Here is a 26,030-nt window from a genome sequence, read left to right as displayed (position 1 = left end):
GGCTTGCCACGACCCCAAACAGCGGTGTTTCCGGGTTGTGCGCGTTAGTTTCATCCGATGCAGGCGGCGTCCCGGGTGGGGCTACCCTGCCGATTTTGGCGCCTGCTTTTCCATGTGTCCTCCAAATTCGCGTCGCATGGCGGACAAGATCTTGTTGGCGAAATCGGCGTTGCCGCGCGAGGAGAAGCGCTCCTGCAAGGCGGCGCTGAGTACGGGCGTCGGTACGGCCTCGTCGATAGCCGCCATAACAGTCCAGCGGCCTTCGCCGGAATCCGAAACACGCCCCTCATAGCCCGCCAGCGCCGGATCGCCATGCAAGGCATCGGCCGTGAGATCGAGAAGCCAGGAACTGATGACGCTGCCGCGCCGCCATACTTCCGCAACGTCGGGCAGGTTGAACTCGTACTGATAGTGTTCGGGGTGCTGAAGCGGCGTCGTTTCCGCGTCGACCTCATGTGCTCGCAAACCGATATCGGCGTTGCGCAGAATGTTGAGGCCTTCCGCATAGGCAGCCATCAAACCGTACTCGATGCCATTATGCACCATTTTGACAAAATGCCCGGCGCCATGTGGCCCGCAATGCAGATAACCTTGATCAGCCGTACTGCCCACCACGGGGTTCTCCAGACGGCTCGGTGTTTCAGATACATTGCCCTTGCCGGGAGCAAGAGCAGCAAAGATGGGGGCCAGGTGTTGAACAATATCGTTCTCGCCGCCAATCATCAGGCAGTAGCCGCGCTCGAAGCCAAAAATTCCGCCACTCGTCCCCACGTCGACATAGTGAACGCCGCTGGATTTAAGTTCGCCGCTGCGGCGAATATCATCATGGTAGTAAGAATTTCCACCATCGATGACGATATCGTCCTTGTCCAGCAAAGGTACCAATTGGGCCAGGACCTTGTCGACTACGGCGGCCGGCAACATAAGCCAAACGGCACGCGGCTTTGCCAGCATCGAGACAAATTCCTGCAGGGAGGTGCTGCCTTTAGCGCCAAGACTTTGCAGTTCTATCATACTCTCGGCACGGGTATCGTGTACGACACAGTCATGTCCATGCTTCATCAAGCGCTGTGCCATGTTGCTGCCCATACGCCCCAGTCCAATCATACCCAACTGCATGTCGAATCTCCGCCAAAAATTAGAATGTTGAGGAAGCTACACCTAATTGGCGGCAGGGCAATGCCGCGCACCGCAAGTCAGCGCGTCTGGAGACAAGCCAGAGTCTGGAAAGGCAAGGCATTGACGCGAGCTTGCTCCCTTGCGAGGTGCTCGGAGAGCGTCGCTTTGGTTGCTTGACGCGAGCGTCCCACCAGCGCAAGGGCGGTGCCATGTCACCGCCCGGTGCTCCTCAATATAGCTGAATTCCAAACAGGCCGATCAACTGATCCGATAGTGAAGCCCCGCGCGAACGAATGTCCAGCACGCGGGTGCCTTGCGATAGAAACGATCTCCCGGTGAGCCGCGTTAATCGGCTTCCTGCTGTGGCCGTTCCTCCTTGACTGATTCAGAACTGGAAGGGATGGGGGTCTGGTCTGTCGAAATACTCGCTGTCTTCGTCTGTTTGTCGACGGATGCGGTATGTCCGGCGCAATCGGCCGACGCGGCGGACATGGTGAAACCAAAGGCAGCGGCAAGTACAAGGATTGTTCTCATCGTCCAACTCCTAACTTCGTGATGCGCCGCCCAGTTTATATGCTGATCCCCATAAGACGAAATCACACTTTTGTTGGAGGAGTGGTCAGACCGGTTTCGCTGAGGATGGTGCCGCTCGTCGGGCCCCGATCTCGCTTCAATCCCGATGGCGTAGCGCTTCCCGACGAACTTCTTCGGCCAGCACCTCGCCGGCTACATGGAGCCCGCACCGCAAACGCAGGCTCCATCGCACTATCAGGAAACGGAGGAATGAACCGTGCTGAAATCGTTGCTGAGCACCGCTGTTATCGCATTCGGAATGATTGGACCCACGATGGCGCAAGAACGTATTCGCCTTTCGTCAAACTGGGGCGAGGTCACGGCCGATCTCGCTGGTAATGAAGCCGCGAAGTCGTTGGCTCAGATGTTGCCGCGCACCATCGAGATGAGTGACCATCTTCGCCAGGAGAAGACTGGCAAGTTGCCGGCCGCATTGCCGGAGCAGACGCGCCAGCGCGACTTCTCGATCGGCACGCTCGGGCTGTGGAGTTCCGATCACTTCGTAATCTACTATCGGAGTGGTCGTGTCCCTTTGCCAGGCATCATTGTGCTGGGGAAGGTCCCCGGCAATGTTGCAGTCTTTGATCGTCCCGGTTCCGTCGCGGTGAGAATTGAACGTGACTGATGCACGTGCAGTGTAGGCGCGAAGCTAGCGCCGCTCTGGCACCTATCGCAGGAGATGATGCCCGGAGTTCGAAGCCTGAAACATGCCGGGACGACCATGCAAGAACCATCAGGTCACAAATTCCCAGCCCAACCCTGACACATCGAAAACCTCATCGTTGTTGCAGGTCAACCGTGAAGCTTGCGCAATAGCAATCCAAGGCGCTCTTCAGGAGCTGCCGTGGTCATCTCGGCGGTTGGCCTGCTCGGCACACCGCTCTTGCGGCCGGCTCTCACTTCGCTTGGCGTATAGCCGAACTCCCTTTTGAATGCCCGGCTGAACTCTGCGCCGTCACTGAAACACCGTTGTTCAGCAATTTCGACGATACGACGTTTGTCGTTTGGATCGGCCAACACCGCGTGTGCATCGAGCAGACGCTGGTGCTGCAGGTAATGCATGACGCCGCCGAACGGCTCGAACATCCGATAAAGACCTGTGCGTGAAATCGCGAGGTCGCGGCACAGGACATTTGCATTGAACGATGGGTCGAACAATCTGGATTGTACTATACGACGCGCCTTTTCGAGCAACACGCGGGCGATAGGTGCTCGAGCCTCCTCGATGTTGCCTTGAGAGGGCAGCAGGCACGCCCGGATCATCGCCCGCGTCGCGCCCACAAGTTCAGGCAAATTTTCCAGATCGACCGCTGGCAACCGTTTCGCCAGTCCGATGAAGTAATCGGACAATAGCCGGCCCATCGTCGTGTCGACTGCGGAGAACTCCGAAGCGCTGAGGACATATGCCACTTCCGGGTCGAAGTCCCGGGGAACGAAAAGCATCAGCATTTCGCTATCTGTTACATTTCCCTCAAACCCACGCCCCAGCGCATGGACCTGTACGATACCGGCGCCGCCTTGAAAGCTTCCTGCCGGACCAACGGTGCTGATCGATCCGTTGAGTGGAACAGTCAACGTCCAATGATCGAGCGTTTCCCTGCGCGTGTGACCAGGGATACTTGCAAATTCGAGTGCACTGGTTCTGATCCGGGAGAACGCCAGGCTGCCGAGATCCCAGACCGTTTGCTTTCCTTCAAACCCACGAGACGTGTCCCTGCATTCGCCAAACTCGAGCATCGACGAGAAGCTTTTGCGCCACGACTGGTATTGGACTTCAACCGGCAAGCTTCTGGTATCAAAACTGAATGCAGGAATAGCAAATACGGCTTGAGATGAGCGTTTCGATGGGAGTGGCGGACAGCCCACGGGAGACGCCGCTGCGACATGCGCGAAGTTTCGATCGAGCGAGGCATCCGACGGCACGATGTGATCATGAGCGTTCATAATTTCACCATCGTACCGGTACGAGGAAAAAGGGCGACGTTGCCTCATAAGTTTTGCCGAGCGAACGTTACTTCGGTCCTTTGTTGGGGGAAGTACAGACATTGCCGCTCCAAAAAAGGCGCCCAATTTGGAAACCACACAATTACGGATGGTTGTATTGGACAGCATGGCATGACTACTGAAGTTTGTTCAGTACGTAACTGTTACGAAACGAGTTGCGCAACTGACTGTTGTTCTAAATGCGCGCGCTGGATATTAGATCGAAGCTCCGCGGGAACTGCTGAAAGACTTCGCCGACAGCAAAACGGCAATCCATGCCGCACCGGGTGAGCTTTCGCAGTAGACAATGAACGCAATGAGAATAGGAACGCCAATGAACGCCCCTGGCACTCCCCACATGAAGCTCCAGAAAAACACCGAAAAAATGACGGCGAAAGGCGAGATCGCCAAGGATGTGCCGATCAACAAGGGTTCAAGATAGCTCCCAATCAGGAACTGGATCAGGTTGAGTCCGACAAATACTGCCAAAGCCATCTGCCAGGAGTCAAACTGCCCTATGGCAAAAAGCGTTGGCAGGACAGTCGCCACGAACGGGCCGAGGAACGGGATGTAATTAAGGGTGAAGGCAATCGCGCCCCAGGCGGCCGCCAGTTCGAGACCGGCGAAGTAGGCGAATGCCCAGACGATCAAGCCGGTGAGGATGCTCGCAAACGTGCGCACAAGCATGAAACGGCGCAGTTTCTTTGAAATCTCGCGATTGGCGTGAAGCATTTTCATGCCAAGGGGTTGAACAGCGGGGGATTGCAATCGCTTGCCGAAATCCTCTGTTTCGAGGAGGCCCAGCATGACGAAGACAAAGACCAGTAACGCAAATCCCGCGAAACTATTGAGGCGACCGGCTAGCCCATGGGTAAAGCCGACGAGCCATGTCACATCGAAGCGGTCGGCGAGCGGGCCAGCGATAGCAAAGCCGTGTTCTTCCAGCCAGTCAGTCCAGCGGACATAGACTTCCTGGAATTTGCGGGCATTGACAAACAGCCATTGGCCAAGCCTGCTCAGGCCCCAGGTCACCGAGGATCCGACGGCGATGATAATGAAGATTGTTGCAGAGAGCGTCATTAGCAGGGATAGCAGTTGAGGCATCCAGCGCTGCAATTTTATCTGGAGTGGCGCTACAAGTGCGATGACGAACAGGGCAAAGGCGAGCGGGACGAAGATTGTCTGGCCGAAACGAAGCAGCGCAAGCACAAGAATGCCAGTGGCAAGATAGCCGATCATCGGTCGTGCATATTGAATCGCCATGCCTTGCTCATCCGCTTCGCCCCAACCAAACTCGTGAAGTAACCGGCGGCTGCGTCCATCGTGGCGGTCGCAGCACGTCACACATACTGGCGAAGCGGCTTACGCCATGTCGCCGAAGATGGGCTCCAAGTCAGGATGTGGCCTTTTGCAGAGCGTCGCGCAGGACCTGTTCTTTGGTTTCATCCAGCGAGGTCTTGAGAACGACACCGCCGTAATGCGAGATATCCTTCAGCACTTTGTCGGCTGTCATAGATTGCACGAGGACGAACAGTGCGGCGTTTCCTGGCTGGATATTGGCTGCCAGGTCCTTCATGAAGTTGTCGTCGATGCCGACGTCGGTCAATGCCCCGCCGACGGCACCCGAGGCAGCACCCACGGCGGCGCCAATCAGCGGATTGAGAAACAGGACGCCAATCAGCAAGCCCCAAAAGCTGCCGGAAATCGCACCGGCTGCCGTCGTGCTCACCATCTGGTTGAGCTTGATCTTGCCTGCTTCCGTCTTCGTGGCGATGACAGCGTCGCCGAGCGTGATCAGATACTCTTTCTGGAGTTCGAGCAGGCGATTGCGCACCTCCTCGGCTTTCGGTTCGGTCGGATATACGATCACAATCAGATCAGACATGTTGCCTCCAATTTTCACGTGACGAATGCGGGGACGCTGCGAAAACTATACCGTGTCCAACCAGCCGATGATATTGGTCATGAATCCCAGAGCCATGCATTGCGTTTCTTTTTCCGTTGGTGGACTCGTCTGGAAGCCCGGTTATTCAGTCACTCGGAGGCGGATAGCCGATGCTCCGCGACCGTTCGAAGAAAAAAGCCTTGAGGCGCGAAATATCGGCTGGTTCGATTCCTTGCGGATCGGTAACGGCAATCCAGCCGTCGATGTAGTGCTCAGGCGCATAGACATGGCCATATCCCATCGGTGAGGTGGTGGCGATTGCCATATCGAAGAGAAGCTGCAGCATTGTCACGCCCGGCATCCATCGCAAGCTCGGCGACACGTCCGGGCCGCGTGGATTTTTCATCCATTCCGGCTCCCGATAGAGCGCGTGGAAATCGAAGAATGTAACGGGGTCGCTCGCATATTGAAGATAGACGATGCGAATGGGCCCCCAATCGGCGCCTGGAATATTCAGTGAGTTGTTCTGGTTGGTAAACCTTATGATCGCACCGTCACGGAAGCGCGGCAGCCATGCTGGCGAGCCTGGATTGCGATCGGCAGTTACGGAGTTCCAGATACGGCTTTGAAAGGGCGGGCCGCTCCAAAGCGCACCCTGAAAGGGATCGCCGATGATGTCGTAGAGATGTGTCGATAGTTCAGAGTTCATCGCGCCGAGGCTCAAGCCATGCAGGTAGAGCTTGGGCCTGCTGCCGCGCGGAAGCGTACTCCAGTAGCGGTACACTTCACGAAAGAGCGCTTGACCCGCCTCGGCGCCGTAGCCCGGCTCCACAAGCAATGACAGCCAACTGCTGAGATAGGAATATTGCATGGCGACGCTGGCAACGTCGCCGTGATGGAGATACTCGACGGTGTCGATACCCTCTGGGTCGACCCATCCTGTTCCCGTTGGAACGACAACAATCAAGGCCGATCTTTGGAAGCCGCCGTCACGCTTCAATTCTTCAAGCGCGAGGCGTGCTCGTTCATCGACCGTTTCCGCGGAGTTCAATCCGACATAGACCCTTATGGGATCAAGCGCCTTGGCGTTGAAAAACGCGCCGATCTGCGCGCCGGTGGGGGCAGACGCAATGAAGGCTCGTCCCTGCCTTCCCAAATCCTGCCAGTCGAGGACCGAGCCCGGGCCACCAGGTTTTGCAGGGTTCGATGGGCGTGTTAAACCGTCATCGATCCTTGCGTCGAGCTCGCGAAAGGATGTGTCGACCATGCGCAGGACAACCTTGAACAGAACACCCTGTGCGACCGACCAGAAGAGAACCAAGGCCAGAACACCGCCAACAACCTTTGAGACGCGGCGCGGCACGATGCGGTTGACCACGCGCGAGAACAGCCGGACCGTTTGCCGGAAGAGGCGGGCGAGCACGATGACCACCAGAAAAATCACCAAGGCGATGGCTGCAAGCTCGATTGGCTCCACGCTATCGACCGGGCCAAGCCCCATGAGGCTGCGCACCGTGTTTTGCCATTCGGCGGCCTTCCACAGGAAGACGCCAGCAGTTCCGACACTCAAAGTGATGGCAATCCATCTGACGGTTGTGTGGGCCCTGGCGTGCGGAACTGGAATCTCCAGATAGCGCCAGAGCCAAACAGCCGCCACGCCCACGCCATAGCCAAGCGCTGCGCTAAACCCGGAAAGCGCGCCCTGAACCAGATAGGAGCGCGGCATCAAGCTTGGCGTGAGGGAGGCCGCAAAGAAGAGAATACCGGCGAGAAGACCAACGGCGGAAAACGACTTTGCCAAACCTGATATATAAGCTTTCACATCCGATCCCCCCAATCGAAGGCAAATGGGCCGCTTTCGACGACCAACGGCGTTTGAAGTAACCGCCGGGCGGCCACGCATCGATTCGATGCCTGTCGAATAGTGCTGACAATTCCAGGCGTTGTCACGGCGATAGTTTGTTCGTTGACAAAGCCATGGACGACACAGCCCACATTCGGCGGATCGCTGCATGAAACCCGGCATATTTGAACTGAGAGCTTGGTTTTGGGATTCCATGCCTATCACAGATAATTGGACCCCCACTATATTCACAGAACATTGCGCTCGCGGCGTTTGTTGCACGCCTCGAAACCGGGTCACCTTCACGCGGGACAGGAGGTTTTCATCGTTTGGCCGTCGCTTGCAAAGCGCGATATCCGAAAGGGAGCCAGCACCGTCGCATGATCGGATCGTTGGCGGCCATTCCTCGGCGACTCAGATTGAGCAAGGCGGGAAGCCGAGTAAATCAGCACCTGAATAATTTGCGTCCTATTGGCGCAAACGGTTGACGTAAACCGGGAGACCCTGAAATGACCACTGCCACTACTGCACCAAAGACCGTGATGCAAAGATTGCTCGATGGTGTCGAGAAGGTGGGAAACATGGTTCCCCATCCGGTGATCATCTTCCTGATCCTGATCGGTATCGTGATTGTTTTATCGGCTGTGCTAAGTGCTTTCGGGGCGGCGGTCAGCTACGAGCGCATCAATCCGGATACTCACGAGATTGAAACCGCCTCGACGGCGATACGCAGCCTCCTGAACGTGGAAGGCATTCGATTTCTCTACTCGTCGCTCATTCCCAATTTCATGAGTTTCACGGCAGTGGGTCTTATGATAGCCGCCATGATCGGTGCAGGCGTAGCCGAAGAATCCGGTCTGGTCACCGCGCTCATCCGGAAGCTGGTCATTGTTTCACCGCGCTGGGCGCTGACCTACATTCTCGCTTTTGTGGGCATTCTTGCAAGTATTGCTGCGGATGCGGGTTATCTGGTCCTGATACCGCTTGCAGGGGTCGCCTATCTCGCAGTCGGACGTCATCCGCTGGCGGGTCTGGCGCTCGGCTTTGCTGCGGTAGCCGGCGCTTTTACCGTCAACATGCTCATCAAACCTCTCGACGCGGTCCTCGTGGAATTCACCAACGATGCAGCGCGGCTGGTCGATCCCGAACGATCGATCGGGCTGGCGTCGAATGTCTGGTTCTCCATCGCATCGGTGATCTTCCTGACTTTCATCATCGCTTTCATAACGGACCGCATGATTTCGCCGCGACTTGGAGACTACAAGCCGGAGGCATCGTCTGCCGGAAGCGATCCAGATCAAGGGGCGACGCTATCCGAGCAGGAATCACGCGGCCTGAGGTTCGCATTCTACGGGCTTGCAGGTCTTGTGCTTGTATTCCTGCTTTTGACCATTCCGAGTGGCGCGCCCTTGCGCAATCCCGAAACCGGCGAATTGATCGGCAATTCTCCATTCATGAACGGCCTGATCGCGCTCATCATGCTCATCTTTCTGGTAACGGGGTGGACCTACGGCATTGGCGCCGGCACATTGAGGACGCTGACGGAGGTGATCGCCGCGATCGAGAAGTCCATCAAGAACATGGGCGGTACGATCTTCCTGTTCTTCGTCCTCAGCCAGTTCGTCGCCTGCTTTACCTACACCAATATAGGCACGGTTATGGCACTCAGCCTTTCCGGTGCGCTGCAGGCGGCAAATATCGGTGCCCTGCCACTGCTGATAGGCTTCATTGTCGTCGTCGCCATCATCGACCTGCTGCTGACCGGCGCAATCGCAAAGTGGGCGATCTTCGCTCCAGTTTTCGTCCCGTTGCTGATGAAGCTCGGTGTGGAGCCAGAAGCAGTGCTTGCGGCTTACCGCGTTGGCGACTCGCCGATGAATGCCATCACCCCGCTCAATGCATATTTTGCGCTCGTCGTCGGCTTCGCCCAGAAATACGACAAGTCCGCGGGCGTTGGGACCATCGTCTCGCTGATGCTGCCCTACGTCGTTTTGATGTTCGTGCTTTGGACAGCGCTCTTCGCAGTCTGGAAAGCCCTGGGGTTGCCGTGGGGCCTGTAGTTAGACTGCGGATATCATCGAATTGGAACTAAAGTGATCGGATGGACATCATGAGCAAGAATTCTATCCCCCTCGACGTCGCGGCGGCAGAAGATCACCTGATGCGATTTTTATCGGTCGAAGGCGTAACTGGACAGGAAGCCAACATTGCCGCTGCCGTCTGCGATGCTCTGAAGAAGATCGGTGTGCCGGAGTCTGCCATTCGTTTCGACGACGCCAACGAGCGGATTCCGCTACCGACCGAAACAGGCAATCTGATCGTTACCCTGCCCGGGACACGACCGGGGCCACGGCTCCTCTTTTCTACGCATCTCGACACAGTTCCGCTGTGTGCAGGCGCAAAGCCGCGCCGCGAGGGCGACCGCATCGTCTCGGATGGAACTACGGCGCTTGGCGGTGATGCCCGCACAGGCGTGGCGGTCCTCGTCGTAGTGGCCGAAACTCTTATCAAGAATAGCCTGCTGCATCCGCCGATAACGCTGTTGTTCACCGTACGCGAGGAAAGCGGCTTGCATGGTGCTCGGGAACTCAATCCCGAGGATCTCGGCGGAGCGGTCATGTGCATCAATGTCGATGGCCAAATGGCTTCAGACCTGATCATCGGCGCTGTCGGCCAGGAGAATTGGGAAGTCGAGATCACCGGCCGCGCCTCGCATGCTGGCGTTGCTCCTGAAAAGGGAATATCGGCAACGATGGTCGGAGCGATGGGCCTTGCCGAAGCACGCCGGGCCGGCTGGTTCGGCAAGGTCGTCAAATCAGATGGCCGGGGCACCAGCAACGTTGGCATCTTTGGCGGCAAGGACAACAAACCGGCCGGCGACGCGACCAACGTCGTGACCGATTATGCTTTTATCAAGGGCGAGGCGCGCAGCCCCGAATCCGCCTTCGCGACGAAGATCGCCAAAGGTTACGAAGAGGCATTCGCCAAAGCCCAGATTGAGGTCACGGATGACGCGGGTGATACGGCCGGGGTGAAATTCAGCCATGTGGCAGCCTATCCACCGTTCGAGCTCGGTAAGGACACTGCAATCGTGAGGCGTGCGACCAAAGCGCTTCAGGCGCTTGGCATCGAGCCGGTCTATGTATTTTCCAACGGCGGTCTGGATGCCAATTGGCTCGACAAACACGGCGTCCCCACCGTCACGATCGGTTCCGGCCAAGCCGAGATTCATACTATCAAGGAATATGTGAACCTTTTGGAGTTTGAAAAGGGCTGCCGTATCGGCGTCCTTATGGCAACGCTCGACGGCTGAACGGAATGGCGGACAATTTGCCGGCCAGTCGTCAACCTCTGGCTATCTCGCCGTACCAAGTCTTGCCGGCAAAGGTGGCGTGCCGCTGGTTTGCACGGCCCGAACAGGGCCAAACGAGGAGCTGAGCGATTGAGTCCGATAGCATACACAGGCACCATCATCGCCATTGCCGTCGTTCTGTTCGTCTGGAACAAGCTGCCGGTCGTCATCGTGGCCATGCTCACCGCATTGGCGCTTTGGGCAACGGGAGTGCTGACGATTGGCCAGGCGCTTGGCGGCTTTGGCGATCCGGCAGTCATATTTATCGCGTCGCTATTCGTTGTCAGCTCGGGGCTCGAAGTCACCGGGGTCACCGCCTGGGCCGGTCAGTTGCTCATCCGCGGCGCTGGTGAAGAAAGCCGGACGCGCCTGCTGCTTCTGATGATGGGGCTGGTTTCCCTGCTGACAGCTTTGATCAGCGTCAACGGCGCTGTCGCAGCACTGCTGCCCGTGGTCGTTGTGATCGCGGTGCGTCTCAAGCGCAATTCGTCGCAATTGCTCATGCCACTTGTTTTTGCCGCTCATGCGGGCTCAATGCTGGCGTTGACGGGAACGCCGGTGAACGTGCTGGTGTCGGAAGCAGGGCTTGACGCGGGGGTCGGCGGCTTCGGCTTTTTCGAATTTGCGCTTGTCGGTGTGCCGCTTCTGGCCGGAACCATGGCGATCATCGTGCTGTTCGGTAAGCAACTGCTTCCCGAGCGCAACGGCGCCACCATGCCGGCGGATTTCAGCCGCCATGCCAAGACGCTGGTCGAGCAATACGGGCTCGCCAGCGGAATCTATCAACTGCGGGTCCGTGCAAGCTCACCTATCGTGGGCGTGCCATCGTCGGGAATTGACCTGTCCGCACATCCGGAGCTGCAGCTTGTCGCCATACAAGAGGGCGAAACGGCGGGACCGCTGCGGCGGCCCCTCGTGGCCGAAGGCGATCATCTGCTTATACGCGGTGAGAGCGAAGCGGCGGCGGCATTCGCCGCACAGATGCATCTTGCCTTTCGGGACGCGAAGGCGGCTGGTCAAGGCGAGGATACGCTGTTCAATCGCAGTTCCGGGCTTGCGGAAGTCGTTATCCCACCACGTTCGGGCCTTATCGGGCAAAGCGTATTCCCTGGCATGGTCACCCAGAGTGGCGACCTGATCATTCTGGCGGTGCAGCGACCCGGCTTGGAGACCGCGGCGGTCAAGGGCGCAGGTGGAATCAAACTGCAGGCTGGTGACACCATGCTGCTGCAGGGCACGTGGAGAGCCCTTGACGTTCATCTCGACGATCCGGACGTTCTGGTGGTCAATTCACCAGAGCTGGTTCGTCGCCAGGCAGTTCCCATGGGGCCGGGCGCGCGGCAGGCCGTTATCATCTTGATTGGTATGGTTTTGCTTCTCGCGACCGGTATTGTTCCGCCGGTGGTATCCGGACTGCTTGCTGCCGGTGCGATCGTCCTGTCGGGGATCATGAGCGTCGAGCAAGCGTATCGCGCGATCGGCTGGACGACCGTCATCCTTGTCGGCGCCATGATGCCGCTTTCGACGGCCATGGTGGAAACGGGCGCGGCAAAGCTGATGGCCGAGCATCTCGTCAATCTCGTCGGAGATGCCGGACCTGTAGCGCTGCTCGCGGGCCTTTTCATTCTGACTGCGGTGATGGGGCAGCTCATCAGCAACACAGCAACGGCCCTTATCGTCATTCCGATCGGTGTGGCCGCTGCCATGGCGATGGGCATCTCACCCCGTCCAGTGCTCATGAGCACGGCGGTGGCAGCAGCAGCAGCGTTTCTGACGCCGATTGCCACGCCCACGAACTTGATGGTCATGGGGCCGGGCGGCTATGCTTTCAGTGACTATTGGAAGCTCGGTTTGCCACTGCTGATTTGGTTTTTCGTAGTTTCCGTTTTCATCGTGCCCCTGATCTGGCGCTTCTGAGATGAAAGCCCATGAAGCGTTGGTCGCAGATTTTACAGTATAGCGAATCCCACACCAAGGATGTTTCTCATGCCTAGATCGCCTCTTTTTTTACCCATCCTGCTTGCCGCGCTGGTTCCCGCCCTTGTGTCTTGCAACCACGAGGTTGCGTCTACGCACCTGTCCCAGCCTTGCAACGCCGATGCGGCCCAAGCATTGGTAGGAAAGCCCAAGCCGACCGACGCGGAAGCGATGCGCCTCACAAAGGCAAAAATTGTGCGTCAGATAGAGCCCGGCCAGATGGTAACGCAGGATTACAGAGTAGAACGGGTGACGATCGAGACAGATGCTTCATCCGGCCGCGTCGTTGCAGCAAGGTGCGGCTGATATGCCGGACGCACCATCGCTGGCCAAAACTAAATTACCTGGTTCGGAGGGTTCAGATGGTGGGCGTGACAGGGATTGAACCTGTGACCCCTACGATGTCAACGTAGTGCTCTCCCGCTGAGCTACACGCCCATCTGACGGGCGCATACACCATATTGAATTGACTCCGTCAATAGCAATGGCGAGAACTTGTCAGGCTTTCTTTGGCAGAGGGATGGAATGCCGCAGCCTCTCAGGCTGCGACGAGCATTTTCTCGATTTCATTGACGAGGTCACGCAGGTGAAAAGGCTTGGACAGCACTTTGGCATCCTTCGGAGCTTTCGAATCGGCATTGAGCGCCACGGCAGCAAAGCCCGTAATGAACATGATCTTCAAATCCGGATCGATCTCCGAGGCCCGTCGTGCCAGCTCGATACCATCCATCTCCGGCATGACGATATCGGTCAAAAGCAGTGAAAACGGCTCTTCGCGCAATCGATCATAGGCACTGGCGCCATTGTCGAAATGCGTGACGTGATATCCCGCCTTCTCCAGCGCCTTGACCAAGAAGCGCCGCATATCATTGTCATCTTCTGCAAGAAGGATTCTCTTCATCAGTCCGTCCGAATTGGTTGAGCACCCGATCATCCCCAGATCAGCGTCCGTCACGATTCAAGAAACGCTTTTTTGGTAAAGATCGCGTGAATGATTTGCTAGAAATAGGCGTGAACGTGGCAAAAGTCGAGGTGCCGAACGTATGAACCGACTACGCACAGAGGGTAATCGAGATACGCCAGAAAGTTGCTCGCCAGGATGGCCGTTCAATTCCATCGGAGCGAAAACTGAGCTATTGTACCAAGGAGATGCTTCAACAAGGCAAGAAAACTTCGAAGTGAGCGAATGACGGCTGAACGTGATTTCCCCGATAGCCCGCCCTATGAATTGCGGCAACCCTCCGACCAGCGCATTCCATTTGTTTTCAATTCACCCCATAGCGGCAGATCATATCCTGAGGCGTTCCTCCAGCAGGCGCAACTAGACTCGAGGACGATCCGGCGTTCGGAAGACTGTTTCGTCGACCAGCTGTTTTCCTCGGCGGTCATGCTTGGCGCCCCTTTGATGGTAGCGCATTTTCCGCGTGCCTATCTGGACGTAAACCGCGAGCCATACGAACTCGACGCCAAGATGTTTCTCGAACCGCTGCCACCCTATGCCAACGGGCATTCAGCCAGGGTAGCGGGCGGTCTTGGTACCGTTCCGCGGCTCGTAGGCGAAGGACAGGAGATATACGCGCACAAGCTCCACATCGAAGAAGCGTTGAAACGCATCGACACCATCTACAAACCTTATCACGCGCTTTTGGGAGACATTCTGGTCAGCACGCGCGAGCGCTTTGGCTATGGTGTGCTCGTCGATTGTCATTCGATGCCGACGGGCATCCGTTTTCCCGAGAGCGGCATGCGGCCCGACTTCATCATCGGGGATCGTTTCGGCACCAGCTGCGCGCCGGAACTGGCAGCTGCCGCGATTCATCTGCTTAGGGAACTAGGCTACGTGGTAGTCCATAACAAACCCTACGCAGGCGGCTATATCACCGAGCATTATGGGCGACCACTCAAGCAGTTTCATGCGCTGCAGATTGAAGTCAATCGAGGCCTCTATCTCAACGAACATAATTATGAAAAGAAGGCGGGCTTCGACCAGCTGCAACGGGATATCGCACTTTTTCTGCGGGATCTTGTGTCGCTGCCAGACTTTCATTTTCTGGATTCGCCGCTTGCTGCCGAATAGAAAGCAGACCAGGTTCAAAATTGAGGGCAAAAAAAGACCGCGCATAAAGCGCGGCCCAAGTCTAGGGAGGAAACGCCCAAGGAGGGCATAGACAGGTCGCCCCGTCCATGTATCAATCTATGCTGCATCGCACAAATGTCAAGCGTTTTGTGCGGTTTTTTGTGCACTACTGTTAGTTGCCTAAAAAAAATGCAAGAATTTGCCTCTAAGGCAGGAAAATGAGAATAATTTAGCACCCAGGAGGCCGTTTTGGTCATCGAACTTTCTTTATTGAGGCAAATTGCCAATGTTGCCGCGGAGCAGACCTTGCCGCGATTCCGGACGATGTCGCTCATCGACAACAAGTTTTCTACGGGATTTGATCCCGTAACGGAGGCGGACAGAGAGGCAGAAAAAGCGATTCGCAAGCTGATAAATACACGCTTGCCCGATCATGGAATCCTCGGTGAAGAATTCGGCGGCGAAAATCTCGATCATTCCCACGTTTGGGTAATCGACCCGATCGACGGCACGAGGGCGTTTATTTCCGGCATTCCGGTCTGGGGCACGCTAGCCGGTCTGACTATCGAGGGCGATGCCGTCGCGGGGCTCATGTCCCAGCCCTTTACCAAGGAACTGTTCATGTCTGACGGCGAAGCCTCCTGGTACGAGGGGCCGGGTGGCAACAGGCGCCTTGCGACGCGGAAAACGAAGGAACTCGCCGACGCAACATTGTTTACGACAACACCGGCAATGTTCAAGGACAATAAACGTAATGCCTACGATCGCGTGGAACAGCATGTCCGGCTCGCGCGCTACGGGACCGATTGCTACGCCTATGCGATGCTTGCAGCCGGGTTCGTCGATCTGGTCATTGAAACGGGATTACATCCCTATGACATCGTCGCCCTTGTTCCGATCATCGAAAAGGCCGGCGGTGTGGTCAGCACCTGGGATGGAGGTCCGGCTGAGAAAGCCGGCGACATTGTTGCTGCTGCGACGCCGGAGCTCCACGCCAAGGCCTTGGAACTGCTCAATCATTGAAGCGAGCGCTATAGCGTTTCACTGCCGGTCCCGGGAATGAAAGCGTCGAACGCCGCAAAAAACTGCTTGCGGTAGAAATCCTTCTCCTGAAGAATTTCGTGTCTGGCACCATCGATCGTCAGCAACGTCGCATTACGCAATTGGAGCGTGTACCACTCTATCGCTCGCGTGGACACCACGGTGTCGGCTCCTGCGGCTATTATCAGAAGCGGAATTCGGATTTTCTCGATGAATTCCGGCTTGCTGATCTGTTTTACCGCTTTCGCTGCCGCGAAAATCCAGCTGGCGGTGGGGCCACCGATTGCAAGGTCTGTCGCCTGCTCCAGAATCTCGCAATTGCGTGCATATCGCGTTGCGTCAGTCGTGACTTCGTTGAGATTGAAGGACCTTATCCTGTGTGGGCCACCAAGCATGTAAGCTGGGCCCAAACCAGTATAGCGGAGGGTACTTGCAGCCAAACGGACCGTTGTTTTCCTCATTCGGCTGCCGTTGATATCCAGGAGCGGTGCAATCAGGACCATACGGCGGATACGATTGGAGAGGGCCGGCGCTGCCAGCAGGGCCGCCAGCGCGCCGGTCGAGTGGGCTAGTATGTAGAACGGCGCACGGCAATCGGGGAGAAGAACGCTTTCGAACAATTGCTCGAAGTCTGCGGCGTAGTCGTCGAAGCTCCGAACATGGCCTTTGGCGGCGTTTCGCAACAGTCGGCTGGATGCGCCCTGACCGCGCCAATCAAAGGTTGCCGCCGTAAATCCGCGCGCTGCGATGTCCCGCATCGTCTCGAAATATTTCTCGATACACTCATTGCGCCCGTGCAAAATGATGACCGTGCCCTGTTGGGGCTGGGCACTTGCGGGCGTGATGGCGTAACGGAGTTCCTTGCCGTCACGAAGTCCAAGGGAATGAACGCGTGTGCCTGGCGGAGCAGGATTGGCGGGCGTCTCGACAAGAGGTCGGATCATCTGGTCGGTCACTGTCCTACGTTCACCGGCGATCATACCGATCGTGATAAGATGCAGTGTGGCAAAGGTCAAACTGGTGCTTGGAAAAAAGAATGACCGGAAACTCTGCCTGAAGAGTTTCCGGTCAGTTCATTCCGGATGGAAGGGACGTTACACCCGGAACGAATTCGGCCTTTTATCTAGTAAGCCGGGTTTATCTCTATACGAAAGCCACTCTCTTGGCGGTCGCGGTAACGATCGCCACCGGCACGGCGGGTTTCGAGAATCTCACCGTCACGGGAGACCACGACGAGAACAGGGTTGCCGCGGCGCGAAGCGCGAACAAAATAGCGTCCACGCTCGTAATCCACGTCACGAACCCGATAACCACGACGTTCAAGCATGCGAGCTACGTCGCGGGGACCGAACCGCTCGCGGCGTTCATCGCGATAATAGCGGCGACTCTCTCCATCATAGTAGCGGCGCTCCTGAACAGCATACCCGTCCAATTCGCCGTCGTCGAAATAGATGGCCGGTGCTTTTTCCCGGTAGTAGCGTTCCTGAGCAACCGCAGAAGAAGCAAAGCCCGTAATCAAAAGCGCTGTGGCGGTAATTGCGAGCACGGTTTTCTTCATTATCATTTCCTTTGTAATGTCGGTTCGTTTCCAACCTTGGGTACATTTATAGGCACGTCCACGTGAACGTATTCCGAAGATGATGTTCATTTTGCGTTCATCCGCAGCCACAGTTTGTAACCTCTTGAAATCTGCTGCTGGGCTAACCAGATAGTTTCCGTGACCGCCATTTCGGGGTCACTGGTTCGACGGAACTTGCCAACAAGGGAGTTCTACCGAGGGCCAAAACACGCAAACATTGTCGCTCTGAAGGAGGGCTTAAACATGCGTCACGTTGATTTTTCACCACTCTACCGTTCGACCGTTGGTTTCGACCGGCTTTTTACCATACTCGATTCGCTGGCCCAGCCAGAAGGTGCCCAGACCTACCCGCCCTATAATATCGAGCGGACAGGTGACAACACCTATCTCATCACCATCGCAGTTGCCGGGTTCTCGGAGGACGAAATCCAGATCGAGGCTCATCGCAATCAGCTCAAGGTGACTGGCGAAAAGGCTGCCGACAAGGCTGATGAAAAGGCCGAAACGCTTTACCGCGGGATCGCTTCGCGTGCGTTCGAGCGCCGCTTCCATCTTGCCGATTTCGTCGAGGTCAGTGGAGCAAGCCTGAAAAACGGCCTGTTGAACATTGAGCTCAAGCGCGAAATTCCGGAAGAGATGAAGCCGCGCAAGATTGCCGTTACTTCCTTGTCTGACAAGGAAGCCAAGCAGATCGAGGCGAAAGCCACGAACTGACGGATCGGTGGACGGATGAAAAGGGCGGCGCAGCAATGCGCCGCTTTTTTTATACGATCAGGTCGCCGAACCGGTCTATCTCTTCCGATGTCGTGGCAAAGCTGGTGACAAGACGCGCCAGCGTTTCGTTTTCCCCGACCAAGTTCCTTTCGGAATATGGCGGCTTCCAATCATAAAAGACAACGCCTGCCTCATGCAGTTTCCTCGAATCATCCTTTGTCATGATTGCGAAGACTTCGTTTGCGCCAGGTTGCCAGGCGAGCCGCAACTTATCCGACGCTTTGATATGATCGGCGAGACGGGCTGCCATTGCATTGGCATGGGAGGCAAGTTCCAGCCAGAGGCCGCCGGCAAAATATGCGTCGAATTGGGCGGCTAAGAAGCGCGACTTGGAAAATAGTTGCGCAGACCGTTTGCGAATGTAGGGCATCTCACGTGCATGGGCAGGATCCATGAACACGAGCGCTTCGGCGCACCAGCAGCCGTTCTTGGTGCCGCCGAAGGAGAGAATATCGACGCCCTGACGCCAGGTCATGTCCGCCGGGGTACAGCCGAGCGACACGAGTGCGTTGGCGAAGCGCGCCCCGTCCATGTGCAACGGCAATCCGTTCTCGCGGCAAAGGGCCGAGATGGCTGCGATATCGCTCAGTTCATAAAGTGTACCAATCTCGCTCGACTGGGTGATCGATACGCCCATTGGCTGGCCGGCATGCACGTTGCCCGGCGCAAAGCCCTTTATCGCTTGTCTCAGATTGTCGATCTCAATGAGACCCACAGCGCCGTCGATCGCCTGGAAACGCGCGCCGCCAGCGAGGAAACCCGGCGCACCTCCCTCATCCTCGATGAGATGAGCTTCTCGATGGGCGAAGGTGACGCCGCCAGGCCTGGCGATGGCAGCCTGCGCCAGCGAATTTGCTGCTGTCCCTGTTCCCACGAAGAAGACGACGACTTCTCGCTCGAAAATTGCATTGAATGTTTGTGCGACCTCTTTGTCGAGGGCGCTTGTGCCATAGGCCGCGGCAAATCCGCCGGCGTGTCTGCTGAGACTCTCGGCGATTGACGGGTGGGCTCCGGCCCAATTATCGGAAGCGAAATTCATGATTGAACCTTAAGAAGTTTCACTGACGCGCCAACGCATACGCTTTTCGCCTACGCGTGCAAAGGGACCGGTAAAATACCTACCATGTGGAAGGGACTGTTTCTCCTTTGGCTTTTGGAGGAAAGCGCATTACGTGAAACAATCAGAATACATTTCGCGCAATTTGCGTAATGATGTTGCGTAGGACGCTGATATTTTTTGCTTTTCCATCTTGTGTGTTTGGAATAATTCTGGCATACGATAATAAGACAGTATTGCTGTCCTATTTGTGTAAACCAAAATCGAGGATGGTGAGCTGGTGCTTCCGTCCTTATAATGGTGACCGCAATCCGCAGCGGAACATATGCCGCATGAAGGGGGACTCGATTTGTGATATTCGGTCCCCAGCGGGTAATCCCTGAAAGCCGGTTCGGTTTTTGAAGGGAATTATGCGCCGATTCAAGATGCTGTTGCGTCTCTTAGCGGGTCGAGGACGCGCTGGCGCGACAGGAAAGAAACGACTGCCCAGCTTTGGGTTTTAACGGAGGAATGACGATGTCGGATTTGACGCCATCTGTAACGACTGAACTCGCTCAGCCCGTACAGAATCGTGCGGTCAAAACCAATAAAACGTCGGGCTTCCCTGCTCGACAGGGCCTCTATGACCCGCGCAACGAACACGATGCCTGCGGTGTCGGTTTTATCGCGCATATGAAGGGCGTCAAGTCGCACAAGGTGATCCAAGACGGGCTGTTTATGCTCGAAAACCTCACTCATCGCGGCGCGGTGGGCGCTGATCCGTTGATGGGCGATGGTGCCGGGCTCCTCGTGCAGATACCCGATGCCTTCTTTCGCGCCGACTGGGCTGACAAAGGTGTCGAGCTTCCTCCTGTCAATCACTACGCAGTCGGCTATCTGTTCATGCCGCAGGAGCCCGAGGAACGCGCCCATATCGAGGCGGTGATCACCGAAGTCATCGCGTCCGAAGGCCAGTCGCTTATTGGCTTTCGGGATGTTCCCGTCGACAATTCGTCCTTGTCCAAGGCGCCTCACATCGCCGCAACGGAGCCATTCCACCGGCAGGTCTTCATCGGGCGCAATCCCAACATCGAAACCAATGAGGATTTCGAAGGCAGGCTCTATGTCCTGCGCAAGGTGATTTCTAACCGCATCTATCAAGAGAACGGCGGCAGCGAGAGCGACTTCTACGTCGTTTCCATGTCTTCGCGAACAATTGTCTACAAGGGCATGTTTCTCGCCTACCAGGTGGGGGCTTACTACAAGGATTTGAAGGATCCGCGCTTCGAAAGTGCGGTTGCGCTCGTGCATCAGCGGTTCTCCACGAACACGTTCCCTTCGTGGAAGCTCGCGCACCCCTATCGTATGGTGGCACATAACGGCGAGATCAACACTTTGCGCGGCAACGTCAACTGGATGGCGGCGCGGCAGGCTTCGGTCGACAGCGAGTACTTCGGCAACGATATTTCCAAGCTCTGGCCCATCTCGTATGAAGGCCAGTCGGACACGGCATGTTTCGATAACGCATTGGAGTTCCTGTTCCAGGGCGGGTACTCGCTTGCCCATTCGATGATGATGCTGATCCCGGAAGCATGGTCCGGCAACAAGCTCATGGCCGATGACCGCAAGGCGTTCTACGAGTATCACGCGGCACTCATGGAGCCATGGGATGGTCCGGCAGCAGTTGCGTTCACCGACGGTCGCCAGATTGGCGCAACCCTCGATCGCAACGGACTGCGCCCGGCGCGTTATCTCGTCACCGACGATGATTTTGTCATCATGGCATCGGAAGCCGGGGTTCTGCCCGTGCCGGAAGAAAAGATCGTCAAGAAGTGGCGGCTGCAGCCAGGCCGCATGCTGCTGATCGATATGGAAAAGGGCCAGATCGTTTCCGACGACACGATCAAGTCCGAGATAGCGAATCGCCACCCCTACAAGCAGTGGTTGAAAAACACGCAGCTTATCCTGGAAGAATTGAGCCCGGTGGAACCGCGGGCGCTGCGCAAGGATGTGAGCCTTCTCGATCGCCAGCAAGCCTTCGGCTACACACAGGAAGACACACGCATTCTGATGGCGCCGATGGCGACAACCGGGCAGGAAGCTATTGGGTCGATGGGTACGGACACGCCGATTTCGGCAATGTCCGACAAGTCGAAGATGCTTTACACCTATTTCAAGCAAAACTTCGCACAGGTCACCAACCCGCCGATCGATCCGATCCGCGAAGAGCTGGTTATGAGTCTCGTGTCCTTTATCGGTCCGCGTCCCAACATCTTCGATCTGGTGGGTACATCACGCCGCAAGCGGCTCGAGGTACGCCAACCGATTCTGACAAACGGAGATCTCGAAAAGATCCGTTCGATCGGTCACACTGAGGACCGTTTCGATACGAAGACGTTGGACACCGCCTACAATGTCGAAGAAGGCGCGGCAGGCATGGCTGGTGCAGTCGAGAGGCTTTGCGACCGTGCCGAAGCAGCGGTGCATGGCGGTTATAACATCATTATCCTGTCGGATCGTCAGGTAGGGCCGGATCGCATTCCGATTCCAGCGCTGCTGGCGACGGCAGCTGTTCACCATCACCTGATCCGGAAAGGTCTACGCACCTCCGTCGGCCTCGTGGTCGAATCAGGCGAGCCGCGCGAAGTGCATCATTTTTGCTGCCTGGCCGGCTATGGCGCGGAAGCGATCAACCCGTACCTGGCATTTGATACACTGCTCGACATGCACAAGCGCGGCGAGTTTCCGCCGGAAGTCGATTCGCGTGAAATCGTTTCGCGTTATATCAAGTCCATCGGGAAGGGCATTCTGAAGGTCATGTCCAAGATGGGCATTTCCACATACCAGTCCTATTGCGGCGCTCAGATATTTGACGCGGTCGGCCTGAAGTCGGAATTTGTGGACCGTTATTTCTTCGGGACCGCCACGATGATCGAAGGTGTGGGCCTTGAAGAGGTGGCGGAGGAAACCGTTCGCCGTCACCGCGACGCGTTCGGCAACGATCCGGTGTTGATGAGCACGCTGGAAGTCGGCGGCGAATATGCCTATCGCATGCGCGGCGAGGCGCATCTTTGGTCACCGGATTCGGTTGCCAAGCTGCAGCACGCCGTGCGGACGGAATCGCCGGCGACATTCAAGGAATATTCCGACATGGTGAACAGCCAGTCGGCGCAGGCGCAGACCATACGTGGCCTGTTCAAGATCAGGATGGCCTCGGACACCGGCCGCAAGCCTGTTCCTATCGAAGAGGTCGAGCCCGCGAAGGAAATCGTCAAGCGATTCTCGACCGGCGCCATGTCCTTCGGCTCGATCAGCCGCGAGGCGCATACGACTTTGGCCATTGCAATGAACCGCATCGGCGGAAAGTCCAACACCGGGGAAGGCGGCGAGGAACCGGATCGCTTCTATCCCCTTCCGGATGGCAAACCGAATCCCGAACGTTCCGCGATCAAGCAGGTGGCGTCGGGCCGGTTCGGCGTGACGACGGAATACCTTGTCAATTCCGACATGATGCAGATCAAGGTAGCGCAGGGCGCCAAGCCGGGCGAGGGCGGCCAATTGCCCGGTCACAAGGTCGATGCGACTGTCGCCAAGACCCGGCATTCAACCCCCGGTGTCGGTTTGATTTCGCCGCCGCCGCACCATGACATCTATTCAATCGAGGATCTGGCGCAGCTCATCTACGATCTGAAGAACGTCAATCCCGAGGCCGACGTGTCGGTCAAGCTCGTGTCCGAAGTTGGCGTCGGTACGGTCGCGGCGGGTGTGGCGAAGGCGCGTGCCGATCACATCACGATATCCGGCTATGATGGCGGCACTGGCGCTTCGCCTTTGACGTCGCTCAAGCATGCGGGCAGTCCCTGGGAAATGGGTCTGGCCGAAACACAGCAGACGCTGGTGCTCAATGGGCTTCGCTCGCGCATCGCCCTCCAGGTGGATGGGGGCCTGAGGACCGGCCGCGATGTCATTATCGGTGCATTGCTGGGGGCCGATGAGTTCGGCTTTTCCACCGCTCCTTTGATTGCCGCTGGCTGTATCCTGATGCGCAAGTGCCATCTCAATACTTGCCCGGTCGGTGTCGCGACGCAGGACCCGGTTCTGCGCAAGCGCTTCAAGGGCACGCCGGAACATGTCATCAACTTCTTCTTCTACATGGCCGAAGAAGTGCGCCAGTTCCTTGCGGACATGGGCTACACGAAGGTCGAACAGATCATCGGCAAGGCCGAGCTTCTCGAAAAGCGCGATATGATCGATCACTGGAAAGCCAAAGGCCTTGATTTCACACGAATTTTCCATAAGCCGGAAGCGGCGGAGGAGAAGAGCCGCTGGACGGAACGGCAAAACCACCCGATTGTGGATATCCTTGATCGCAAGCTGATCGAGCAGGCAAAAACGGCGCTGGAGAACAAGATTCCAGTCCGGATCGAGACGGAGATCAAGAACGTCGATCGTTCGGCCGGTGCAATGCTGTCGGGTGAGGTTGCCAAGCGCTACCGCCACAAGGGCCTCAAGGAAGATACGATCTCCGTCAAGTTCACAGGAACTGCGGGACAATCCTTCGGAGCGTTTCTCGCGCGCGGCATCTCGTTTGAACTGATCGGCGACGGCAACGACTATGTGGGCAAGGGCCTTTGCGGTGGACGCATCGTCATTCGTCCGCCTGAAAACACACAAATCGTGCCGGAAGAGTCGATCATTGTCGGCAACACCGTGCTTTATGGCGCAATCGAGGGCGAAGCCTATTTCCGCGGCGTGGCCGGGGAGCGTTTCGCTGTCCGCAATTCCGGGGCCATCGCTGTTGTCGAAGGCACGGGTGATCACGGCTGCGAGTACATGACCGGCGGCGTCGTCGTCGTTATCGGCCAAACGGGGCGCAACTTCGCGGCAGGCATGTCTGGCGGTGTCGCCTATGTGCTTGATGAGGCAGGCGATTTTGCCCAGCGGTGCAATATGGCGATGGTCGAGCTCGAACCGGTTCCCGAAGAGGACGACATCCTTGAAAAGCTGCATCATCATGGCGGCGACCTTATGCACAAGGGCCGCGTCGATGTTTCGGCCAATATGACGAGACATGACGAGGAGCGCCTGGTCCAGCTGATCTCGAACCACATGCACTATACGGGTTCTGGCCGCGCCAAGGAAATTCTCGACAACTGGGAGACCTTCCGGCCGAAATTCGTAAAGGTGATGCCGGTCGAATACCGCCGCGCGCTCGAAGACATGGAGCGCATGCGGATGGGTGTCGCAGCCGAATAAGATCAATGGTTTACGCTTGGAGCGCCGCTGCGGCGGAGCTCAGCATGGGAAGAGTTTGATGGGTAAGGTCACAGGATTTCTCGAAATAGACCGGCAGGTCGGCAAGTATCAGCCGGCGTCGGATCGCATACGGCATTTCAGGGAATTCACGATTCCCATGTCGGACGGAGAGGTGAAGAAGCAGGCTGCGCGCTGCATGGATTGCGGTATTCCGTTCTGCCATGGCCCGACGGGCTGCCCGGTCCATAATCAGATTCCGGACTGGAACGACCTCGTTTACAACGATAATTGGGATGAAGCGATCAGGAACCTGCATTCCACCAACAATTTTCCCGAATTTACGGGCAGAATCTGTCCGGCGCCCTGCGAGGAAGCCTGCACGCTGAACCTTGAAGACGTGCCGGTTTCGATCAAGACAGTGGAACAGGCGATTGCCGACAAAGCCTATGAGAAGGGCTTCATCATTCCGCAGCCTGCCGTTTCCAAGACCGGAAAGAATGTTGCGGTCATTGGCTCCGGTCCGGCGGGACTTGCGGCCGCGCAGCAACTTGGGCGCGCCGGACATGAGGTTCATGTCTACGAACGCGAAAGTCGTCCGGGCGGTTTGCTTCGCTATGGAATCCCGGATTTCAAGATGGAAAAGCACTTCATCGACCGCCGCGTCACCCAGATGGAGGGCGAAGGCGTTACGTTCTTCTGTGGGGTCAATGTCGGAATTGACAAGCCAGTTCAAGAACTTATTGATAGTTACGACGCGGTCCTCTACTGCGGCGGAGCGGAAACCCCGCGTCCGGCGGGTATCCCCGGCAGCGAGTTCGAAGGCGTGCATGATGCAATGCACTATCTCGTTCAGCAAAACCGCCGCATTGGACGCGAGAACATCGAATCCGTGGCTTGGCCAAGCGATCCGATTCTTGCCTCGGGAAAACACGTGGTAGTTGTGGGCGGTGGCGATACCGCATCGGATTGCGTCGGTACGGCATTCCGCCAGGGCGCAGTGAAGGTCACGCAACTCGACATCCGTCCGCAGCCCCCGGAGAAGGAAGACAAGCTCAGCGTCTGGCCCTACTGGGCAACGAAAATGCGCACATCCTCCTCGCAGGCCGAAGGCGCCGACCGGGAATTTCAAGTGGCAACGCTTGAATTCATTGGGGAAAACGGGACGCTGACCCACGTCAAATGCTGTGAAGTCGACGAATCCCGCAAGCCCATCGCCGGGACGGAGTTTTTCATCAAGGCAGACCTCGCATTCATCGCGATCGGTTTTTCCGGCCCGTTCGAAGATGGGATTGTCAAGGAACTGGCAGCTTCGCTCGATATGCGCGCCGATCGCCGGGGTAACCGTTCGGTTGCAGCGGATGACAGGAATTACCGCACCAGCGTTGACAAACTCTATACGGCTGGCGACGTCCGCCGCGGGCAATCGCTGGTAGTCTGGGCCATTCGCGAGGGCCGCCAGGCGGCACAAGCCATCGATGCCGCGCTCATGGGCGCTTCGGTGCTGCCGAGATAGGTAATTCAACCAGAGACAACTA

General features: G+C 57.0%; 20 protein-coding genes and 1 tRNA gene. 10 read left to right on the top strand and 11 right to left on the bottom strand.

Features of this window, described 5'->3' with window-relative positions:
* Positions 1–81 precede the first annotated feature (81 nt).
* Positions 82–1,119: a phosphogluconate dehydrogenase (NAD(+)-dependent, decarboxylating) gene (gene gnd / locus CU100_RS25430; protein ID WP_106719431.1), complete on the bottom strand. Its 1,038-nt coding sequence runs from the start codon at positions 1,117–1,119 to the stop codon at positions 82–84.
* 345 nt (positions 1,120–1,464) lie between these two features.
* On the bottom strand, positions 1,465–1,653 hold the full coding sequence (locus CU100_RS25425; protein ID WP_106719430.1) for a hypothetical protein: 189 nt from the start codon (positions 1,651–1,653) through the stop codon (positions 1,465–1,467).
* Positions 1,654–1,909: 256 nt separating this feature from the next.
* On the opposite strand from CU100_RS25425, the gene CU100_RS25420 reads away from it, so the two are divergent.
* Positions 1,910–2,317, top strand: coding sequence for a cyclophilin-like fold protein (locus tag CU100_RS25420; protein ID WP_106719429.1), 408 nt, complete (start codon positions 1,910–1,912; stop codon positions 2,315–2,317).
* A 167-nt stretch (positions 2,318–2,484) separates the two neighbouring features.
* Here the strand turns inward: CU100_RS25420 and CU100_RS25415 are convergent, their stop codons facing one another.
* From CU100_RS25415 to CU100_RS25400, 4 genes are all read right to left on the bottom strand, one after another.
* Entirely contained in the window at positions 2,485–3,636 is a 1,152-nt protein-coding gene (locus CU100_RS25415) for a helix-turn-helix domain-containing protein (protein ID WP_106719428.1), read from the bottom strand.
* A 255-nt stretch (positions 3,637–3,891) separates the two neighbouring features.
* The gene (locus CU100_RS25410; RefSeq protein WP_245419235.1) at positions 3,892–4,938 is read right to left on the bottom strand and encodes an AI-2E family transporter; all 1,047 of its coding nucleotides are present in this window, start codon (positions 4,936–4,938) and stop codon (positions 3,892–3,894) included.
* Positions 4,939–5,068: 130 nt separating this feature from the next.
* Entirely contained in the window at positions 5,069–5,560 is a 492-nt protein-coding gene (locus tag CU100_RS25405) for a DUF1269 domain-containing protein (protein WP_106719427.1), read from the bottom strand.
* Between the two features lie 145 nt (positions 5,561–5,705).
* On the bottom strand, positions 5,706–7,382 hold the full coding sequence (locus CU100_RS25400; protein ID WP_245419234.1) for an alpha/beta hydrolase: 1,677 nt from the start codon (positions 7,380–7,382) through the stop codon (positions 5,706–5,708).
* Positions 7,383–7,912: 530 nt separating this feature from the next.
* Between CU100_RS25400 and CU100_RS25395 the strand changes: the two genes are divergently transcribed.
* From CU100_RS25395 to CU100_RS25380, 4 genes are all read left to right on the top strand, one after another.
* Positions 7,913–9,463 (top strand): AbgT family transporter, encoded by a 1,551-nt coding sequence (locus CU100_RS25395; RefSeq protein ID WP_106719425.1) that lies wholly within the window; start codon positions 7,913–7,915, stop codon positions 9,461–9,463.
* 50 nt (positions 9,464–9,513) lie between these two features.
* Positions 9,514–10,716, top strand: a complete 1,203-nt coding sequence (locus CU100_RS25390) for a M20/M25/M40 family metallo-hydrolase (RefSeq protein WP_407070377.1) — start codon at positions 9,514–9,516, stop codon at positions 10,714–10,716.
* A gap of 129 nt (positions 10,717–10,845) precedes the next feature.
* Positions 10,846–12,672 (top strand): SLC13 family permease, encoded by a 1,827-nt coding sequence (locus CU100_RS25385; RefSeq protein WP_106719423.1) that lies wholly within the window; start codon positions 10,846–10,848, stop codon positions 12,670–12,672.
* A gap of 69 nt (positions 12,673–12,741) precedes the next feature.
* The gene (locus tag CU100_RS25380; RefSeq protein WP_106719477.1) at positions 12,742–13,038 is read left to right on the top strand and encodes an I78 family peptidase inhibitor; all 297 of its coding nucleotides are present in this window, start codon (positions 12,742–12,744) and stop codon (positions 13,036–13,038) included.
* A gap of 57 nt (positions 13,039–13,095) precedes the next feature.
* Here CU100_RS25380 and CU100_RS25375 read toward each other — a convergent pair.
* Both CU100_RS25375 and cpdR read right to left on the bottom strand, forming a co-directional pair.
* A tRNA-Val gene (locus CU100_RS25375) sits at positions 13,096–13,170 on the bottom strand.
* 100 nt (positions 13,171–13,270) lie between these two features.
* Positions 13,271–13,633, bottom strand: coding sequence for a cell cycle two-component system response regulator CpdR (cpdR, locus tag CU100_RS25370; RefSeq protein WP_008124673.1), 363 nt, complete (start codon positions 13,631–13,633; stop codon positions 13,271–13,273).
* Positions 13,634–13,918: 285 nt separating this feature from the next.
* Between cpdR and CU100_RS25365 the strand changes: the two genes are divergently transcribed.
* Together CU100_RS25365 and hisN are read left to right on the top strand one after the other, a co-directional pair.
* A complete protein-coding gene (locus CU100_RS25365) occupies positions 13,919–14,809 on the top strand; it encodes an N-formylglutamate amidohydrolase (RefSeq protein ID WP_106719422.1) in 891 nt (296 codons plus the stop codon).
* Between the two features lie 249 nt (positions 14,810–15,058).
* On the top strand, positions 15,059–15,832 hold the full coding sequence (gene hisN, locus CU100_RS25360; RefSeq protein WP_106719421.1) for a histidinol-phosphatase: 774 nt from the start codon (positions 15,059–15,061) through the stop codon (positions 15,830–15,832).
* A gap of 8 nt (positions 15,833–15,840) precedes the next feature.
* On the opposite strand, the gene CU100_RS25355 is transcribed toward hisN, so the two are convergent.
* The gene (locus tag CU100_RS25355; protein ID WP_106719476.1) at positions 15,841–16,794 is read right to left on the bottom strand and encodes an alpha/beta fold hydrolase; all 954 of its coding nucleotides are present in this window, start codon (positions 16,792–16,794) and stop codon (positions 15,841–15,843) included.
* Positions 16,795–16,973: 179 nt separating this feature from the next.
* A complete protein-coding gene (locus CU100_RS25350) occupies positions 16,974–17,408 on the bottom strand; it encodes an antifreeze protein (RefSeq protein WP_106719420.1) in 435 nt (144 codons plus the stop codon).
* A 264-nt stretch (positions 17,409–17,672) separates the two neighbouring features.
* On the opposite strand from CU100_RS25350, the gene CU100_RS25345 reads away from it, so the two are divergent.
* Positions 17,673–18,143, top strand: a complete 471-nt coding sequence (locus CU100_RS25345) for an Hsp20 family protein (RefSeq protein ID WP_106719419.1) — start codon at positions 17,673–17,675, stop codon at positions 18,141–18,143.
* Positions 18,144–18,192: 49 nt separating this feature from the next.
* Here CU100_RS25345 and CU100_RS25340 read toward each other — a convergent pair whose 3' ends face one another.
* Positions 18,193–19,242, bottom strand: coding sequence for a threonine aldolase family protein (locus tag CU100_RS25340; RefSeq protein ID WP_106719418.1), 1,050 nt, complete (start codon positions 19,240–19,242; stop codon positions 18,193–18,195).
* Between the two features lie 534 nt (positions 19,243–19,776).
* Between CU100_RS25340 and gltB the strand changes: the two genes are divergently transcribed.
* Together gltB and CU100_RS25330 are read left to right on the top strand one after the other, a co-directional pair.
* Positions 19,777–24,495 carry a glutamate synthase large subunit gene (gene gltB / locus CU100_RS25335; protein ID WP_106719417.1) on the top strand — a complete coding sequence of 1,573 codons (4,719 nt, stop codon included), beginning with the start codon at positions 19,777–19,779 and terminating at the stop codon, positions 24,493–24,495.
* Between the two features lie 58 nt (positions 24,496–24,553).
* A complete protein-coding gene (locus CU100_RS25330; protein WP_106719416.1) occupies positions 24,554–26,008 on the top strand; it encodes a glutamate synthase subunit beta in 1,455 nt (484 codons plus the stop codon).
* Positions 26,009–26,030: the final 22 nt, after the last annotated feature.

The sequence above is a fragment of the Phyllobacterium endophyticum genome (assembly GCF_003010935.1).
Lineage (GTDB): Bacteria > Pseudomonadota > Alphaproteobacteria > Rhizobiales > Rhizobiaceae > Phyllobacterium > Phyllobacterium endophyticum.
Note: the sequence above shows the minus strand (reverse complement) of the source record. Positions and strands in the feature narration are given on the sequence as shown.